At 60.6% G+C, this 14,567-nt stretch carries 18 protein-coding genes and 1 pseudogene; 11 read left to right on the forward strand and 8 right to left on the reverse strand.

Annotated elements, in window-relative coordinates; all coding sequences use genetic code 11:
- Positions 1-87: 87 nt before the first annotated feature.
- Entirely contained in the window at positions 88-507 is a 420-nt protein-coding gene (locus tag ACERIT_RS12750; protein ID WP_373675244.1) for a RidA family protein, read from the reverse strand.
- 138 nt (positions 508-645) lie between these two features.
- Between ACERIT_RS12750 and ACERIT_RS12755 the strand changes: the two genes are divergently transcribed.
- From ACERIT_RS12755 to ACERIT_RS12765, 3 genes are all read left to right on the forward strand, one after another.
- A complete protein-coding gene (locus ACERIT_RS12755) occupies positions 646-1,044 on the forward strand; it encodes an ArsR/SmtB family transcription factor (protein ID WP_373675245.1) in 399 nt (132 codons plus the stop codon).
- Positions 1,037-2,200, forward strand: a complete 1,164-nt coding sequence (gene arsB / locus ACERIT_RS12760; protein ID WP_373675246.1) for an ACR3 family arsenite efflux transporter — start codon at positions 1,037-1,039, stop codon at positions 2,198-2,200. The genes ACERIT_RS12755 and arsB overlap by 8 nt, the downstream gene beginning before the upstream one ends.
- Positions 2,201-2,388: 188 nt before the next feature.
- On the forward strand, positions 2,389-2,820 hold the full coding sequence (locus ACERIT_RS12765; protein ID WP_373675247.1) for a low molecular weight phosphatase family protein: 432 nt from the start codon (positions 2,389-2,391) through the stop codon (positions 2,818-2,820).
- Positions 2,821-2,952: 132 nt separating this feature from the next.
- Here ACERIT_RS12765 and ACERIT_RS12770 read toward each other — a convergent pair whose 3' ends face one another.
- The 3 genes from ACERIT_RS12770 to ACERIT_RS12780 are packed head-to-tail and all read right to left on the reverse strand — an operon-like array spanning position 2,953 to position 5,788.
- Entirely contained in the window at positions 2,953-3,606 is a 654-nt protein-coding gene (locus ACERIT_RS12770) for a hypothetical protein (protein WP_373675248.1), read from the reverse strand.
- Between the two features lie 25 nt (positions 3,607-3,631).
- Positions 3,632-5,566, reverse strand: a complete 1,935-nt coding sequence (locus ACERIT_RS12775) for a heavy metal translocating P-type ATPase (protein WP_373675249.1) — start codon at positions 5,564-5,566, stop codon at positions 3,632-3,634.
- A gap of 6 nt (positions 5,567-5,572) precedes the next feature.
- Complete coding sequence (locus tag ACERIT_RS12780; RefSeq protein WP_373675250.1) at positions 5,573-5,788, reverse strand: heavy-metal-associated domain-containing protein; 216 nt, start codon at positions 5,786-5,788, stop codon at positions 5,573-5,575.
- Positions 5,789-5,990: 202 nt separating this feature from the next.
- Between ACERIT_RS12780 and ACERIT_RS12785 the strand changes: the two genes are divergently transcribed.
- Positions 5,991-6,527, forward strand: a complete 537-nt coding sequence (locus tag ACERIT_RS12785; RefSeq protein ID WP_373675251.1) for an ArsR/SmtB family transcription factor — start codon at positions 5,991-5,993, stop codon at positions 6,525-6,527.
- Between the two features lie 52 nt (positions 6,528-6,579).
- On the opposite strand, the gene ACERIT_RS12790 is transcribed toward ACERIT_RS12785, so the two are convergent.
- Positions 6,580-6,951 (reverse strand): SHOCT domain-containing protein, encoded by a 372-nt coding sequence (locus ACERIT_RS12790; RefSeq protein ID WP_373675252.1) that lies wholly within the window; start codon positions 6,949-6,951, stop codon positions 6,580-6,582.
- Positions 6,952-7,250: 299 nt separating this feature from the next.
- Between ACERIT_RS12790 and ACERIT_RS12795 the strand changes: the two genes are divergently transcribed.
- Positions 7,251-8,618, forward strand: a complete 1,368-nt coding sequence (locus tag ACERIT_RS12795) for a permease (RefSeq protein ID WP_373675253.1) — start codon at positions 7,251-7,253, stop codon at positions 8,616-8,618.
- Between the two features lie 44 nt (positions 8,619-8,662).
- Here ACERIT_RS12795 and ACERIT_RS12800 read toward each other — a convergent pair whose 3' ends face one another.
- Positions 8,663-9,739: an AI-2E family transporter gene (locus ACERIT_RS12800; RefSeq protein WP_373675254.1), complete on the reverse strand. Its 1,077-nt coding sequence runs from the start codon at positions 9,737-9,739 to the stop codon at positions 8,663-8,665.
- 202 nt (positions 9,740-9,941) lie between these two features.
- Here ACERIT_RS12800 and ACERIT_RS12805 point away from each other — a divergent pair, with 202 nt between their 5' ends.
- The 5 genes and pseudogenes from ACERIT_RS12805 to ACERIT_RS12825 all read left to right on the forward strand — a co-directional run bounded on the left by ACERIT_RS12805 (position 9,942) and on the right by ACERIT_RS12825 (position 12,778).
- Positions 9,942-10,541 carry a helix-turn-helix transcriptional regulator gene (locus ACERIT_RS12805; protein ID WP_373675255.1) on the forward strand — a complete coding sequence of 200 codons (600 nt, stop codon included), beginning with the start codon at positions 9,942-9,944 and terminating at the stop codon, positions 10,539-10,541.
- A gap of 169 nt (positions 10,542-10,710) precedes the next feature.
- A pseudogene (locus ACERIT_RS12810) lies at positions 10,711-11,010 on the forward strand (hypothetical protein); the annotation flags it as partial.
- A 190-nt stretch (positions 11,011-11,200) separates the two neighbouring features.
- Positions 11,201-11,539, forward strand: a complete 339-nt coding sequence (locus tag ACERIT_RS12815; RefSeq protein WP_373675256.1) for an SHOCT domain-containing protein — start codon at positions 11,201-11,203, stop codon at positions 11,537-11,539.
- 131 nt (positions 11,540-11,670) lie between these two features.
- Entirely contained in the window at positions 11,671-11,979 is a 309-nt protein-coding gene (locus tag ACERIT_RS12820; protein ID WP_373675257.1) for a thioredoxin family protein, read from the forward strand.
- Between the two features lie 22 nt (positions 11,980-12,001).
- Complete coding sequence (locus ACERIT_RS12825) at positions 12,002-12,778, forward strand: plastocyanin/azurin family copper-binding protein (protein WP_373675258.1); 777 nt, start codon at positions 12,002-12,004, stop codon at positions 12,776-12,778.
- A gap of 47 nt (positions 12,779-12,825) precedes the next feature.
- On the opposite strand, the gene ACERIT_RS12830 is transcribed toward ACERIT_RS12825, so the two are convergent.
- Complete coding sequence (locus tag ACERIT_RS12830; protein WP_373675259.1) at positions 12,826-12,972, reverse strand: hypothetical protein; 147 nt, start codon at positions 12,970-12,972, stop codon at positions 12,826-12,828.
- Between the two features lie 84 nt (positions 12,973-13,056).
- On the opposite strand from ACERIT_RS12830, the gene ACERIT_RS12835 reads away from it, so the two are divergent.
- Positions 13,057-13,791, forward strand: a complete 735-nt coding sequence (locus tag ACERIT_RS12835; RefSeq protein WP_373675260.1) for a uracil-DNA glycosylase family protein — start codon at positions 13,057-13,059, stop codon at positions 13,789-13,791.
- A gap of 7 nt (positions 13,792-13,798) precedes the next feature.
- Here ACERIT_RS12835 and cyaB read toward each other — a convergent pair whose 3' ends face one another.
- Positions 13,799-14,455 (reverse strand): class IV adenylate cyclase, encoded by a 657-nt coding sequence (cyaB, locus tag ACERIT_RS12840; RefSeq protein WP_373675261.1) that lies wholly within the window; start codon positions 14,453-14,455, stop codon positions 13,799-13,801.
- Positions 14,456-14,567 lie beyond the last annotated feature (112 nt).

A 14,567-nucleotide genomic window follows, 5' to 3' on the forward strand; every position in this document is an offset into this window, starting at 1 on the left:
ATCGATCCATCCGCGTCGAGTCGCCGATTCCTGGACACCTCCTCTGCACGCACGATCCGGCCAGTCACCGCGATCTGGCCACGGATATCACTCGATAGCGACGACGGCGTCGATGGTTACTGCGGCGCCGCCGAGGAGTTCACAGACGCCAACCGTTGTGCGTGCCGGATACGTCCCCTCGAAGTACTGCTCGTAGGTTTCATTCACCGACTCGTAGGCGTCCATATCCGCGAGATAGAGCGTCACCTGTAGCACATCGTCCGTCTTTTTGCCGTGCCGATCCAGTTCCGTTTCGAGGTTTCGTAAGCAGAATTCGAGTTGACGAGCAGGGGACTCATCGCTAGCGATCCGCTCACCGTCATCCGGAAGTTGCCCTTCGATGAAGAGGAGATCCGAGTCGTGGCTTTTCTTCCCGACCCCACCGATAAACTTCGCTCCGTCACGCTGTTTTCGGCTGGTCTCGCTCGCCCGACCTGGCCGTGAGTCGCCCACTGCGTCAGATCCCATATCTGAGTTTAGAAATTATTCAAGTATGGTTCTTTTTACTCTTCTCGGAATCCGAATTATAGCCTATATAGGGCTACCAACCGCTAAGTGGCCTTTTCACCGAAACCATTAATTGATGTTCTGTTCAAATAAATCTCGATGTCACACACAACGGAGCGACTTCGACGCTACCTCGATTCGGAATTGGGAGAGTGTCGAACCGAGGACGTCGATCGTCGGCTTGACGAACTCGGCACGCTCGAAACAACACTTCGAGCAGCCCACGTGGATGCCGAACTCGGCGTTGTTTCGGCGCTCGCGAACGAGACGCGCTACACGCTCGTTCGTGTCCTCGTCGCAGCACAGGAGGAATTGTGCGTCTGTGAGCTGAACGCGGTCGTCGACGTCACCGAAAGCGGCCTCAGTCATGCCCTCTCGACGCTCGTCGATGCGGGTCTCGTCGACGGCCGGAAAGACGGCCGCTGGAAGAAATACCGCGCGACCAACCGCGCGGTGGCGCTCGTGACCGTCCTCGAAGGGACCGTGAGTGATGAGTAACGTCGAACGTGAACACGGTCCGACCTGCGACTGTCCGAACTGTGGGGACCCGCGGTCGATGGATTTCCTCGACAAGTATCTGACCGTCTGGATCGTCAGTGCGATGGCCGTCGGCATCGGTCTCGGCTATATCGCGCCGTCGGTTACCCGGCCGATCCAGGACTTGTATCTCGTCGAGATCGGGCTCATCCTGATGATGTACCCGCCGCTGGCGAAGGTCAACTACGGCCAGCTCCCGACGGTGTTCAAAAACGTCCGGGTGCTGGGGCTGAGCCTCGCCCAGAACTGGCTGATCGGACCGACGCTGATGTTCGGTCTGGCGGTCGTGTTCTTCAGCGGTCTCGTTCCGGGGCTGCCGGCTCGACCCGAGTTCTTCCTCGGGCTCGTGTTCATCGGGATGGCCCGCTGTATCGCGATGGTGCTCGTCTGGAACGAACTCGCGGACGGCTCCTCGGAGTACGCTGCCGGGTTGGTCGCGTTCAACAGCGTCTTCCAGATCCTCACCTACGGGGTGTATGTCTGGTTTTTCGCGCTGTTCCTTCCGCCACTTGTAGGCATGGAGACGCTCGTCGCCGGCATCGAGATGTTCGACATCACGCCAATGCAGGTGTTTGAGGCCATCGCCATCTTCCTCGGGATTCCGTTCGCGGCCGGCATTCTCTCGCGGTTCGTCGGCACGCGGACGAAAGGCGTCGAGTGGTACGAGGAAACCTTCGAGCCGACGATCAGCCCGCTCACCCTGATCGCGCTGCTTTTCACCGTGATCGTGATGTTCGCGATGCAAGGAGAGCGGATCGTCGGCCAGCCCAGTGACGTCCTGCTTATCGCCGTCCCCCTGACGATCTACTTCGTCGTGATGTTCTTCGTGAGCTTCGGGATGGGTCGGGGGATCGGCGCCGACTACTCGACGACTACCGCCATCGGCTTTACCGCTGCCTCGAACAACTTCGAACTCGCGATCGCCGTCGCAGTCGCGGTGTTCGGGGTCGGCTCCGGGGTCGCGTTCACAACGGTCGTGGGGCCACTCATCGAGGTTCCCGTCCTGCTCGCGCTGGTAAACGTCGCGCTGTACCTCCAGCGACGCTATGACTGGGCCGGATACACGACCGGTAGCCTCGACGAACGAGTGAGCCACCCCCCGACGGAGGACGACTGATCCACAATGACCTTCGACACGATTTTGATCCCGACCGACGGACGCGACCCGCCGAAGCCGCCGCACGCCCCGGCTTCGAACTCCCAGCACAACTCGATGCGACCATCCACATTCTGTCGATCGCCGACTGCAGTTCGGCCGCACGATATGGAGACGGGGCTGAACGACGAAACACGGGGTGAGAACTGATGGTCGATGACCCGATCCGTGTTGCGTTTGTGTGCGTTCAGAACGCCGGGCGCTCCCAGATGTCGACGGCTTTCGCGGAGCGTGAACGCGATCGACGCGGCCTCGAAGACCGCGTCGAGATCCTGACCGGCGGGACGCATCCGGTCGACCACGTCCACGAGGTGGTACTCGAAGTGATGAACGAAGCGGGGTTCGATCTCTCCGATCGGACGCCACGAGAGATCACACCGGCGGAACTGCGATCCTGTGACTACGTCGCTACCATGGGCTGTTCGACGCTCGACGTCGGCGACGTTGGAGCGGACGTCGACGTCCGTGAGTGGGCGCTCGAGGATCCGGACGGGAAGGAGTTCGACCGGGTACGCGGGATCCGGGATGAGATCGAACAGCGCGTTATCGGTCTGTTCGACGAGTTCAGTTCTGTCCCCTGACAGCCGCCGGGGAACTGATCCGGCCGCCGTGAAACTGATCCGACCGCCATCGAACGAGCTACCGGACATCACAGGACGGGCGCAGACGTGGTCTCGGTGGAGGAACTGTCGGCGTCAGCTACGACGACGGTGTCACTCGGTCGGGACCGTTTCGACGGTGAACAGGGAATCGTCGGTGAGGATGATCCGAATGCGGCCATGCCAGGCCTCCCCAAAGGCATCCCGCTGGTCGTCGCTTGCCGACCCGTCGAGTATCCGTTGGAGATATCCCATTGCCGATCCACCGTCCGGGATATCGCTCACGTGGTAGGCCACCTCGACGGTCTCATCCGTGTCAGTCCGCCGGAAGCGGAACGTTGGATCCGAACTGGCTGGGTCGAAGCCGTCGAACGCCAAGAGGTCGCGGCGGTCACCGTAGCTCCCGGCGAGCCCACCGAACCCGTCGTCTTCGGCTGCCCCCGTCACGTACGAGATGATCCGTGACGTCACGCCATAGGTCGGATCCGTTTTCGGCCCGCCTGCAATGACTTCGATATCCCCGCGAACGGGGTGTCCATCGGGATACAGTGCGTCCAGCCCGAGTTGGGCGATTCGGTAGGCGCCCGAGGCGGTGGGACACGAGTGGCCGGCGACTTTCAACACGTCCGCGTAGGTGATGACGAACGGGGCTCCCGGTTCCAGAACCGTCAGCGCTTCAGCGACGGGATCTCGAATATGAATCGGCTCGGCGTTTTCGTACACGATACTCCAGTTCGTCCGGTCAGCGTTGGGTGATGGTTTGCTCATTGGAGTTCTAACGGGGTCGTTGGGATCAGTACCGGAGCAGCCGCATCCCGTTGAGGATGACGGCGAGGACGCTGGCCTCGTGGACCAACATTCCGGAGGCGAGGGTGACGTAGTTCGTGAGCACGCCCACGAGTAGCACGGTCACGGTCAACACCGCGAGGCCGACGTTCTCGAGGACGTTCCATCGGGTCGCCTTGCTTAGGGTGACCGCATAAGGGATACGTTCGAGGTCGTCGGCCATCAGCGCCATGTCCGCGGTTTCGATGGCGGTGTCGGTCCCTGCAGCACCCATCGCGATGCCGACGTCGGCCGTAGCCAGCGAGGGCGCGTCGTTGATGCCATCCCCCACCATCGCCACCACGTGTCCGTCATCCTGAACCCCTTCGATGACGACTTGTTTGTCCTCGGGGAGGAGTTCGGCGCGGTACTCGTCGATGCCGACCTCCTTGGCGACGGCGGCGGCCGTACGCTCGTTGTCACCGGTGAGCATCACCGTCTCGATGCCGGCACTTTGCAACTCCGCGATGACGCCGGGCGCGACCTCGCGGAGTTCATCACGCATGGCGATCACGCCGACGACGGTTCCATCCCGAACGACGTGGACGGCCGTCTCGCCATGCTCCTCGCGCTCACGGACGTACTCCCCGACGGGTTCGGGGATGTCGATGGCACGCTCGTCCAGCAGCGCCCGATTCCCGACGACGACTTCCCGGTCATCGTACTGGGCAACGATCCCCTTTCCGGCGATCACGTCGAAGTCGTCCGGGTCGGGGATCGACTGCGCTCCCGCGTCACTGGCAGTCGTGTCCATGTCGGATTCGTGAATGGCCTTCGTGCCGCCGTCGGCGGCTGCTGCCGGGCGCTCGTGAGCCGCTCCGATGATGGCGTCGGCGAGGTGGTGTTCGCTCTTCTTTTCGGCGATCGCCGCGAGTTTCAGTGCCTCGCCGTCGTCGATACCGAATCCCTTGACGTCGGCGACGGTCGTCTCACCGTTGGTGAGCGTGCCCGTCTTATCGAAGGCGACGAGGTCGATCTTGCCGGCCCGTTCGAGGTGTTCGCCGCCCTTCATCAGGACGCCCGAGCGGGCGGCGTTTCCGATAGCCGAGACGATACTGACCGGCGGACCAATAACGAGGGCGCCGGGACAACCGATCACCAGCAGCGTCAGGGACAATATCGCGTTCTGGGTAACGGCGTACGCACCGATGGCCAACGCGAGCACGCCCGGCGTGTAGTACTTCGCGAACCGATCGATGAGGCTCTCCGTCGGGGATTGAGCTTCCTGGGCTTCCTCGACGCGGCGGATGATCCGTTCGAGGGTCGTATCCGATCCCGCTCCAGTCGTGTGCACTTCGAGTGCACCCTCCTGGTTGACCGTGCCCGCGTAGACTTCGTCGCCCTCGGTCTTGTAGACGGGGGCGCTCTCGCCGGTGACGGGCGCTTGATTGACGGCGCTTTCGCCGTCGGCGACGTCACCGTCGACCGGAATTTTCTCTCCCGGTTTGATGATGACGAGTTCTCCCTCCTCGACCTCGCGAGCTGGCACTTCCTGGTGTTCGCCGTCACGACGAACGGTGGCCGTGTCGGGTGCCATCTCCAGGAGTTCCTGGAGAGCGGTGCGCGTTTTGCGCATCGTCCGTCCTTCCAGGTAGCTTCCGAGACTGAACAGGAAGACGACGGCGGCGGCCTCCCAGTACTCGCCGATCGCGATGGCACCGATAGCTGCCAACGTCACCAGCGTCTTGATACCGAGCGTCCGGTTCGTGACCTCGTAGTAGGCCGTCTTGGCGATGTCGTAGCCCCCGACGATCGCGGCGAGGATCAGGATCGCCGCACTTGCCGTGTGGAGGCCCGTGAAATAGCCGAGGCTCCACCCCCAACCGTAGAGGAGACCACTCGTCGCTGCGACGATGGCCGTCCGATGGATCCGGTAGTACTGTGTGATCGAGTGACTATCCATGGTCGTCTATGCCGGTTGGGGGGTGTACCCCTGATTCTCGATGGTCCGTGCGAACGCGTCGGGGTCCGCGAGGCTGTCATCGTAGTCGATTTCGACGCGACCGGTCGAGTAGTGAACCTCGACGTCTTCGACGCCCTCGACGTTCGATAGGGCACGTTCGACGGTGCTTGCACAACTGGGGCAGTCGAAGTCCATCACGCGGAGTTGGGTCGTTTCGTTCATTACGATTTGAGATACCGCCCGTACCCCAATAAGTATTTTTTAGATGATATGTTTATGAATGGATACGTGTTGTTGGAACAGTCAAACGGGTCGTCTAACGCTTTCGCCGTGCGCGAGGGAAACGGAACCAACCAGTTGACTCAAGCGAGTTCGATACGTTGCCATCCCCTACCTTTTCGTGCGCGCACTCCACAATTCGCGTATGAACGCCTCCGATCCCGACCATCGTCTCGACGACATCGCAGTCCGGGATACGCGGATCTCCGACGCGATAGACGAACCGATGCGAGCGATGATTCTCGACATTCTGGCCGACGAGGCACGCACCGCCAGCGAGGTTCACGACTGCCTCGCGGACCGCGGGATCGATCGAACGGAAAACACCGTTCGGCACCACATCAACGAGTTGCGGGATGCCGACCTCGTGGACGTCGTTCGCTTCGAGGAAGGACGTGGTGGCACGACGAAGTATTATCACGCGAACACGATCGTCCTCTCGTATTCGCTCCCGGACTCGGCCGACCCCGCGATAGCGGAGATGATCGACGCCGTCGAGCCCCAGATTACGGACGCACTTGCCACGCTCACCGACGAGTACGAGGACTCGATCGAGGAGATCGTCGCGGAGATGCAACCCTGCGAACACTGCCGGACCCAGAAGTACGAGACGTACGTCCTCCTGACCGTCCTTCGGCGGGCGTTCGTCCGCGCTCACCGGGAGGAAATCACGGATCGGTAGCTCCCGAGAAAACGGCGAGAACGGTCGGCGTTCCACCGACTACGGCCTCCGCTCACGAGTCCCGTTCGAGTGCTGTCCGCCGCTGTTCGTATTCTTCCTCCGTGAGATCGCCACGAGCGTACGCAAGGCGGAGTTCTTCGAGCGCCTGATCCGAGTCGGCGTCACTCCTCGTGATCGCCCGGTAGATGAGGTAGCCAACCCCGACGATCGCAGCGAGGAACAGAAGTTGCATCACGACGCCCATCAGGACCACCCAACCGGACATCGTTCCATCACTCCACATCCCGCTTCCCCACATTCCGCCCATCATCGGTCCGTATCCCATCATCCCGAAGCCCATGAAGAACATCGGGAAAATGACGAACGCACCGATGATGATGAAAACGATCGTGACGAGTCGTGTGTCGTCCGTCTTCTCTGGCATATATGTTCCTCCGAGACTTCCGTCTCTCCTGTAGAATACGGGGTCACGATTTAATGCGATTGCCCTTGTTATCCGCCCATTGAATCCCACCCTCTCTTTTGATATACGATGTCTAATACGGATCTCACATTCGAATATAAGATACGGTCGAGGTTCTTTCGGAGATCGTTATTTAATTTTAGTAGTTTATGATCTAAAATATTAATAGTAAATACTTTCGAACAAATCGTTTCAAGCCACAACAAGGCGATTATTTGTAATGAAAACTGCATTAATCGCCGAGAGCGAATAATACAAGTATGGTCTCCTCGGTGCTGAACACACTCGTCGAAGGGCTCGTTCTCGCAGGGGACTTCCTGTGGCAGGCACTGTGGGCGCTCCTGTTGGGATTCATGCTCTCGGGAGCGATCCAGGCGTTCGTCTCCAAGGAGGGGATGGTCAATTACATGGGTGATGCCAGTCCGAGATCGATACTCTATGCGATGGGCTTTGGCGCTGCCTCGACCTCCTGTTCGTTCGGGGATATCGCGGCGACGAAAACGCTATTCAAAAAGGGAGCCCACCTGATCCCGTCCGTCGCGTTCCTGATCGCCTCGACGAACTTCGTGATCGGACTCACCTTCGTCATCTGGGCGCTGTTGGGCTGGGAATTCGCCGTCGCACAGGCGGTCGGTGCACCCGTGTTCATCCTTATCGCGATCACGCTCGTGCACCTTACGATCCCCTCCGAGGAAGCACAGCGAGTCAGGGAGCGACTCACCAAAGCGGAGCAACCGGTCGTCACCGATCCGGTCTGTAAGATGCGAATTAACCGCGAAAACGGGATCCCCGTCTCCCACAAAAACGAGACGCTCTACTTCTGTTCGGAGGGCTGCAAGGAACTGTTCGAGCAGAACCCCGATATGCACACGACGTCGTGGCAGGAGAAGATCACCTCCTGGAACGGTTGGGTCGAAGCCGCAAACCAGACGAAAAAGGACCTCAAGATGCTTTGGAAGGAACTCGCGATCGGGTTTCTGTTGGCGGGTCTCGTCGGAGCCGCGGTCCCACAGACCGTCTGGACGCTCCTCTTTGAGGGCGGGGGTGAAGGAGTCAGCCAAATCGCATACAACAGCGTTCTGGGCCCACTCATCTCTCTGGCCACCTTCGTCGGCTCGATCGGAAACGTCCCGCTGGCGGCGGTACTGTGGGGATCGGGCTTTGCGTTTGCAGGTGTGATCGCGTTCCTCTATGCTGATCTGATCGTTCCGCAGCTGATTCGGATCTATCGCAAAATCTTTGGAAAGACGATCGGAAATCGATTGTCGATCATCCTGTTCGTCTCGATGGCGATGACCGGATTCATCATTTATTACCTGTTTGCAGTGCTTGGACTGCTTCCGGATCCCGGCATAACGGAGCCGGGTGAGGGAATGACGATCGGTGGCTTCAACCCGGTGACGATACTGAACGTGTTGTTCCTGCTGATCGGTCTCGGATTCGTCGCCCTACTCGTGCGAGGACGGCGGGGAGCCCCCGGTGACCGTGTCGTCGAGGATCCGGTGACGGGAGCCGATATCACCGTGAAGGATGCGGACTACTGTACGGTCCACGACGAATCGATCTACTACTTCGAAAGTGACGAATCGCGAAAGCAGTTCACCGACTCTCCGACGACGTATTTGTGATCGGAACAGGGACTTTTGACGCACGTACCGCCTCGGTGCCTGCATTAGGACGGCGGATAGCGCTCGAGATCACCATCGGAAACACGATAGAGGTCGGCGAAGACGTTGAGTCCGGCTTTGAATACGGCCAGCAGGACGGGGCCGACGAATAGCCCGATGATTCCGAGGAGATAGATGCCACCAATGACGCCGATCAGAACGACGGCCGGATGAACGCCCGTATCTCGATCGACCAGAATGGCCCGCAAATAGTCATCGACCGCCGCGAGAACGACGATCCCGTAACTAAACAGCAGTATTGCATTGAACGGTTCGCCGATCACCAGGAAGTGTACGACTGCAGGGCCCCAGATCAACCAGATACCGATTAGAGGGAGAATCGACATGATAACCATGACGACGGCCCAGAATACGACGTTCGAAATACCGAGTAGATACAGGCCGATACCGCCCAGTATCCCTTCGATCAGTGCGATAAGGACGTGACTTTTGATCACGGCCCACGTGACGCGATGGATCTCCCCGTATAACTGTTCGCGAACGTCGTCGTCGAGCGGAGCGACGTCACCGATCCATTCGATGAGCGTCCGTCCATCGACGAGGAAATAATACAGTAAGAAAATGAGCACCAGCAGACCCACCCCCATTTGGAGACTCACATTCACCAACCGGAGTAGTTCCTGGACCACCATTTCGAGGCCCCGATCGGCGTGGCGATCGACTTCGGACAGCAGATACTGTTCGACGCTCCCGAGTAGTTCCTCTTCGACACCGAGATCGTGTGCAACTGCCCGTAGTCGGTCCAGAAGGAGAGATTCATCGAGTTCCGCAACGAACGAACGCACGGTCTGAAAAAGGATCACCGAGAGGATAAGCAGGGGAAAGATGGCGGTGACGAGGGTAACTATCGTGAGGAATCCGGCGGAGATTCGAGGGCCGACCGTCAACTCGACGACGCCGACGTCGATCCGGAACCCGGACAGCGTCTCATGGACGGGGTAGAGAACGAACGCCACGAGTGCGGCAGCAACCACGTACTGCAAGAGCGGAAACAGAAGTAGCATACTGATGACGCCGAAAATCGCGAGCAACAGGACGAAAAAGGCGGTTCGAACGTCCATACGCTGGTCTATCGACTGCCGGCTATAAAAAGAATAACCGGGAATACCGCTAACGGAGAACGGGTGGCGATCGTGAGCCGGGTGGACGACTCGAACGGCCTCGTTTCGAATCCCGGACGGAACGGACAAACCACAATTGGTTCAGCAGTCGCGCTCGAAGGACCGGTATGAACGAACGGATCGATCGAGTAGAGGTCGCCGAATGAATCGGCGCCAAGCGGATGCCATCGTTGGTGTCCTCATCGGAGCGGTCCTCTTAGGCGGGGGTGCGCTCAGTTGGCAGGCGTATCAGCAGCGTCAGGCTCTCGACAGATCGATGGGCTCGATGATGGACACGTCGATGGGAACGATGCACGGACCGAATCCACTGTGGTACGTGTTCGGAACGGTTCTCGTCGCGGCCGTTATCGGCGGGGTCTCTCTCCTCGTTCGTGAGGAGATCACAGGTCCGAACGAGAGCGACCAGTCGGAAGACGACCCCGTCAGTTCGGGACGCGTCGCCGGAACCGGATCGGCGACCAGTGAGCCGTCGATGGGTGGATCGATCAATCCGGAAGCGCATCCACGGGCGCGCGTTCTCGATCTGTTACCGGACGACGAGCGACGCGTTCTCGCGCCCGTTCTCAGTTCTCCCGGTATCACGCAGATCGAATTGCGCGATCGCTCCGACTTCTCGAAGAGTAAGGTGAGTCAGACCGTGAGTGCCCTCGAAGAGCGTGGCCTGTTGTACCGAGAACGGCAGGGGCGAACGTATCGGATCTATCCAAGCGACGACCTCCGGAACGAGCAGTCCGACTCCTAGAGACACGGTATCTTCCATCCCATCTGCTCGAATTCGACGGGTAGGAACGGTCTGGCTGGAGGAGGACGGTTAGAACGCTTTAGAGACGTTCTCGAACGATCTCCTGTGTGAGTTCACACCCAGAGGGATAACTCCGGAACCGGCATATGACTAACTGAGGAGAACGACAATGACAACCAGAAAACTCGGACGCTGGCTGCTCGTGGCGCTTGCGATCATCGGACTCGCGTTCGCGGCTCCCTTGGCCAGCGCACACGGTGACGAACCGAGGCAAGAGACCGGGACGGCAGCAGATGGGGCTCCGGCTGACGGTGAGGCGGCCGACTGGGCAGCCTGGATGGAGGCCCACATGGGTCCAGAAGCCGTCGAGGAGATGGAATCACACATGGGCGTGACCGTCGACGAGATGGCCCAGGACATGGCTAACGGTACCTACGCTCATGGATCCGGCGATACCTACGCTCACGGCCCTGCCGGAGATTATACATACGGTCCTGCGGAGGACCACGTTCGTGGACCCGGCGGTACCTACGCCCATGGACCGGGCGGCAACTACGACGATGCCGGGACGCACCGTCAAGCACGCGGCTGCTAACGGCTCCCGGCCGGCTCCACACGATCGCCCGAATGACTACTGACCCCTCGAACACGCAACACTCATGACACAAATCACTACCACCCTCGGACGCATGGCTCGTCGAATACCGATGCTCGCCATCCCCCTGTTCGTCGCAGCGACCGGAACGGCTGCTGCCCACGGCGGCGGGAGCTACGGCGGCGGCATGATGGGTGGCGGCGGCTGGGGCCTCTTCGGCGGACTGATGGGGCTCCTCTGGATGGGGATCCTCGTCGCCGTGCTGCTTCTCCTCGGCTACTCGCTATTCGAGCGCAGGACTGACGAGAGCAACGACCGACCGCAGTCGGTCCTCCGTGAGCGCTACGCCCGTGGTGAACTCTCGGACGACGAATTCGAACGACGACGAGAACAACTCGAATGAACCGGATGAGACAACGAGCCCAGGCCATCCCTTCCCCACGTCGACCCGCTTTCGAATCCAAGATTCGGGCCGCCCTCAGCTGTGGATCGTGAAGGGAGAGGTAATTACGGACCGAGACCGTACAATGAATCATGACCGAAGTTATCCTCTTCACCCAAGAGACGTGCGGAGCGTGTACAACACAGCGGGAGAAAAACGACGGCCTCGAGGACGCATATCCGGACGTCGAGTTCCGGGAGGTCGACATCCGGACGGATCTACAAACGGCCGAGGAGTACGGCGTCCGGAAGACGCCGACGACACTCGTCTACGCGAACGACGACCGGATGGCCGAGTTCGTCGGGATCGTCGACCGGGACGACCTGGAGACGGCCATCGAGAACGCGAACGAACAGTCATCCGGGCTCGCCCGACGCCTCATCGAGATCGTGCGAGGATGACGAACGAGAGAACGATCCAGACATGACAAACCCTACTCGACGTCGATTCCTGGGAGTGCTTGGCGCCAGCGCAGTCTCCAGTATGGGACTCTCCCAGCCAGCAACTGCACAGGGGACGCCCGTCGTCAGGATGGGCAACAACTACTTCGATCCCATCGGACTGTACGTTGAGCCGGGAACCACCGTTCGCTTCGAGATCGAGGCCGGGGCACATTCGGCGACGGCCTACCCGGAGCGAATTCCCACGGGCGTCGACACCTTCGATAGCGGCACCATCTCGGAAGGAAGCTTCGAGTATACGTTCGAGACGCCGGGGACGTACGACTACTACTGCATTCCACACAAATCGGTCGGCATGGTCGGTCGGATCGTCGTCGGGAATCCCGGCGGCCCGGCCGAGGACGGGCAGATACCCGATGGCGACGTCCCCGAGAGTGATGCGATCGTAGACCAAGGAGCGATTCCGTACGAGACGTTCACTGGCGGCGACGGGAGTTCTGATACCGTGAGGACGGGCTCCGGAATGGGACCGGGAATGGGGCCCGGGATGGAGCGCGGAACGGGTCCGGGAATGATAACCGATCAACGCGGCTGGGGAGGTGGTGGACTTCCGTTAGTCGGTGGTCTCCTCGGAACGGTCGGCGTGATCGGCGGCCTTCTCTACTGGCTGCTCGGTCGCGATACCTCGGGGACGGGAACCGATGATGCCCTCGAAACGCTTGAACGTCGATATGCCCGGGGTGAAATCGACGAAGAGGAGTTCCATCGCCGACGAAACCGGTTACGAAGAAACGAATAGTCGTCGTGGCGTCTCCAGGGGACGTTCGGAACCGATCCCGGATTCGATTACAGTAGCAGCGCCGGAATGAGGTAGGCGATCACGAGTCCCACGAGCAGGACGACGAGTCCAGTTGTGACCTCCTTGCCGCCGAACTCCTGCATCGGGGACGTCACGCGCGCGTTCGGGTCGGATTCCTCGGAGTGCTCCGTCATGCGCCGAGGTTACGAGCCGAGACACAAAAGCGCTCTCGATCAGCGATCGAACCGATTTTGACATCCGGTCGCATATTCCCCTGCGTGAAGAACGTCACGGATCGGATACGGAACCCGTTCGGGATGACGCCCGACTGTCCGGCGTTCGTCCCCGGATTCGGCGACGCCAACGCCGACTTCCACGTCATCGGCGACCATCCGGGCATCCACGGCGGGACGGATCTGGGCATCCCGTTCACCGGCGAGCCGTGGTCGGATGCGTTTCTCGGAACCCTCGCCGAAACGGGACTGCTCCGCTCGATCGATCTCCCGACGGATGAGGAGTCGCAGATCGAGAGTTCGACGGCAGCCGAGACGACTGCCGTCGAAACGCCGGACGGCGGGGTATCAACGCCACCGGACGACGACGATGCCCCGATCGTCGTCGATGGAGCGTTTCTCTCGTATCTCCACATGTGTGTTCCCGACGGCAAGCCGACCGAGGACTCCTATGCCGAGATGGAGCCCTTCTTCGATGCGGAGCTACGGGCGATCGCGGCACACGTCCTCTTACCGGTCGGGAAACGGGCGACGGAGCACGTCCTCACCGAGTATACCGCGAAGGCATCCTCGATCGACCTCGAGATGGACGCGCTCCACGGAACGGAGATACGCGGATCGGGCTGGCTCGTCGTCCCGATCAAGGATCCCCGCGAGTGGACGGACTCCGAGGCTGAGACGCTCGTCGCGGGACTTCGCGAGCTTCAGCGAACCGACTACCGACGCGTGACCGATCTCGGTCGCTTCGTCGCCGGCGACGATCCGTATCTCGTTCGCTGAGGATCGGCTATTGATCGCGGAGCTCCTCCGCCGCGAGCAACAGTCCGAGATAGGACGTCCGTATCTGGTTGTCCGGTTCGAGTCCGAGCGTCCCGAGAATCTCCTCGGCCCCTTCCCGGGCCGACTGGACGTCGTTTTCTGCCGACACCTCACATTCGATCTCGAGGAACTCCCCCACGTCTGCGACCCTATCGAGCGTGAGCGTGTACCCCTCAAGCGCGTAATACTCCCGATCCTTCGCGACGGTCGCCGCGGGCGTGTACCCGAGTCGCTCGAAGATCGCGGCCGTCTCCCGTTTGTCGTCGACGACGGTTTCGTGCTCCTCGCGGGTCTTCGAACTCGAGTCGATGAGAGGCCCCTTGTAGGTCAATCGGGCCGTCTCGTCCGGATCGGTCCCGTTCGGGTCGTCCTCCTCCCAATCCTGATCGGTCCGTGCCGACTTCTCCTCAAGGCGTCCGTTTTCCTCCTGGTCCACGTCGTCTCCGGAGACGGGGCGTTCGACTCGAATGCGAAGTGCCTCGTCCGTCTCGGCGAACTCCCGATCGGGAGCGTCGTAGTACGTGTCAACTTGTTGTAGCGTCTTGATCCGTTCGGCCCCGCGGTCGCGAAGCCGGGATCGCGTCGTCTCCGCATCGACCGGGATCTTCAACTCGACCTCGTACATGTCCCATCGAGCGTCGCCGCACGTAAAAAGGGCGACGCTCGCGCCCGGTCGGAGTCCCGCCGTGTTCGCCCCCCCCCATTCCGTCCGTGGGAGTCTCACACACTCGATCGAG

The organism is Halopenitus sp. H-Gu1 (genome assembly GCF_041821145.1).
In the GTDB taxonomy this organism is placed as follows: Archaea; Halobacteriota; Halobacteria; order Halobacteriales; family Haloferacaceae; genus Halopenitus.

Bases quoted from the DNA above. Each gene is read 5' to 3' on its own strand.
- ACERIT_RS12770 (WP_373675248.1), bottom strand. From the start codon at position 3,606: ATGAGCAAACCATCACCCAACGCTGACCGGACGAACTGGAGTATCGTG.
- ACERIT_RS12830 (WP_373675259.1), bottom strand. From the start codon at position 12,972: ATGACGGAGCACTCCGAGGAATCCGACCCGAACGCGCGCGTGACGTCC.
- ACERIT_RS12795 (WP_373675253.1), top strand. From the start codon at position 7,251: ATGGTCTCCTCGGTGCTGAACACACTCGTCGAAGGGCTCGTTCTCGCA.
- ACERIT_RS12820 (WP_373675257.1), top strand. From the start codon at position 11,671: ATGACCGAAGTTATCCTCTTCACCCAAGAGACGTGCGGAGCGTGTACA.
- ACERIT_RS12800 (WP_373675254.1), bottom strand. From the start codon at position 9,739: ATGGACGTTCGAACCGCCTTTTTCGTCCTGTTGCTCGCGATTTTCGGC.
- ACERIT_RS12805 (WP_373675255.1), top strand. From the start codon at position 9,942: ATGAATCGGCGCCAAGCGGATGCCATCGTTGGTGTCCTCATCGGAGCG.
- ACERIT_RS12780 (WP_373675250.1), bottom strand. From the start codon at position 5,788: ATGAACGAAACGACCCAACTCCGCGTGATGGACTTCGACTGCCCCAGT.
- arsB (WP_373675246.1), top strand. From the start codon at position 1,037: ATGAGTAACGTCGAACGTGAACACGGTCCGACCTGCGACTGTCCGAAC.
- ACERIT_RS12790 (WP_373675252.1), bottom strand. From the start codon at position 6,951: ATGCCAGAGAAGACGGACGACACACGACTCGTCACGATCGTTTTCATC.
- ACERIT_RS12825 (WP_373675258.1), top strand. From the start codon at position 12,002: ATGACAAACCCTACTCGACGTCGATTCCTGGGAGTGCTTGGCGCCAGC.
- ACERIT_RS12775 (WP_373675249.1), bottom strand. From the start codon at position 5,566: ATGGATAGTCACTCGATCACACAGTACTACCGGATCCATCGGACGGCC.
- ACERIT_RS12785 (WP_373675251.1), top strand. From the start codon at position 5,991: ATGAACGCCTCCGATCCCGACCATCGTCTCGACGACATCGCAGTCCGG.
- ACERIT_RS12750 (WP_373675244.1), bottom strand. From the start codon at position 507: ATGGGATCTGACGCAGTGGGCGACTCACGGCCAGGTCGGGCGAGCGAG.
- ACERIT_RS12765 (WP_373675247.1), top strand. From the start codon at position 2,389: ATGGTCGATGACCCGATCCGTGTTGCGTTTGTGTGCGTTCAGAACGCC.
- cyaB (WP_373675261.1), bottom strand. From the start codon at position 14,455: ATGTACGAGGTCGAGTTGAAGATCCCGGTCGATGCGGAGACGACGCGA.
- ACERIT_RS12815 (WP_373675256.1), top strand. From the start codon at position 11,201: ATGACACAAATCACTACCACCCTCGGACGCATGGCTCGTCGAATACCG.
- ACERIT_RS12755 (WP_373675245.1), top strand. From the start codon at position 646: ATGTCACACACAACGGAGCGACTTCGACGCTACCTCGATTCGGAATTG.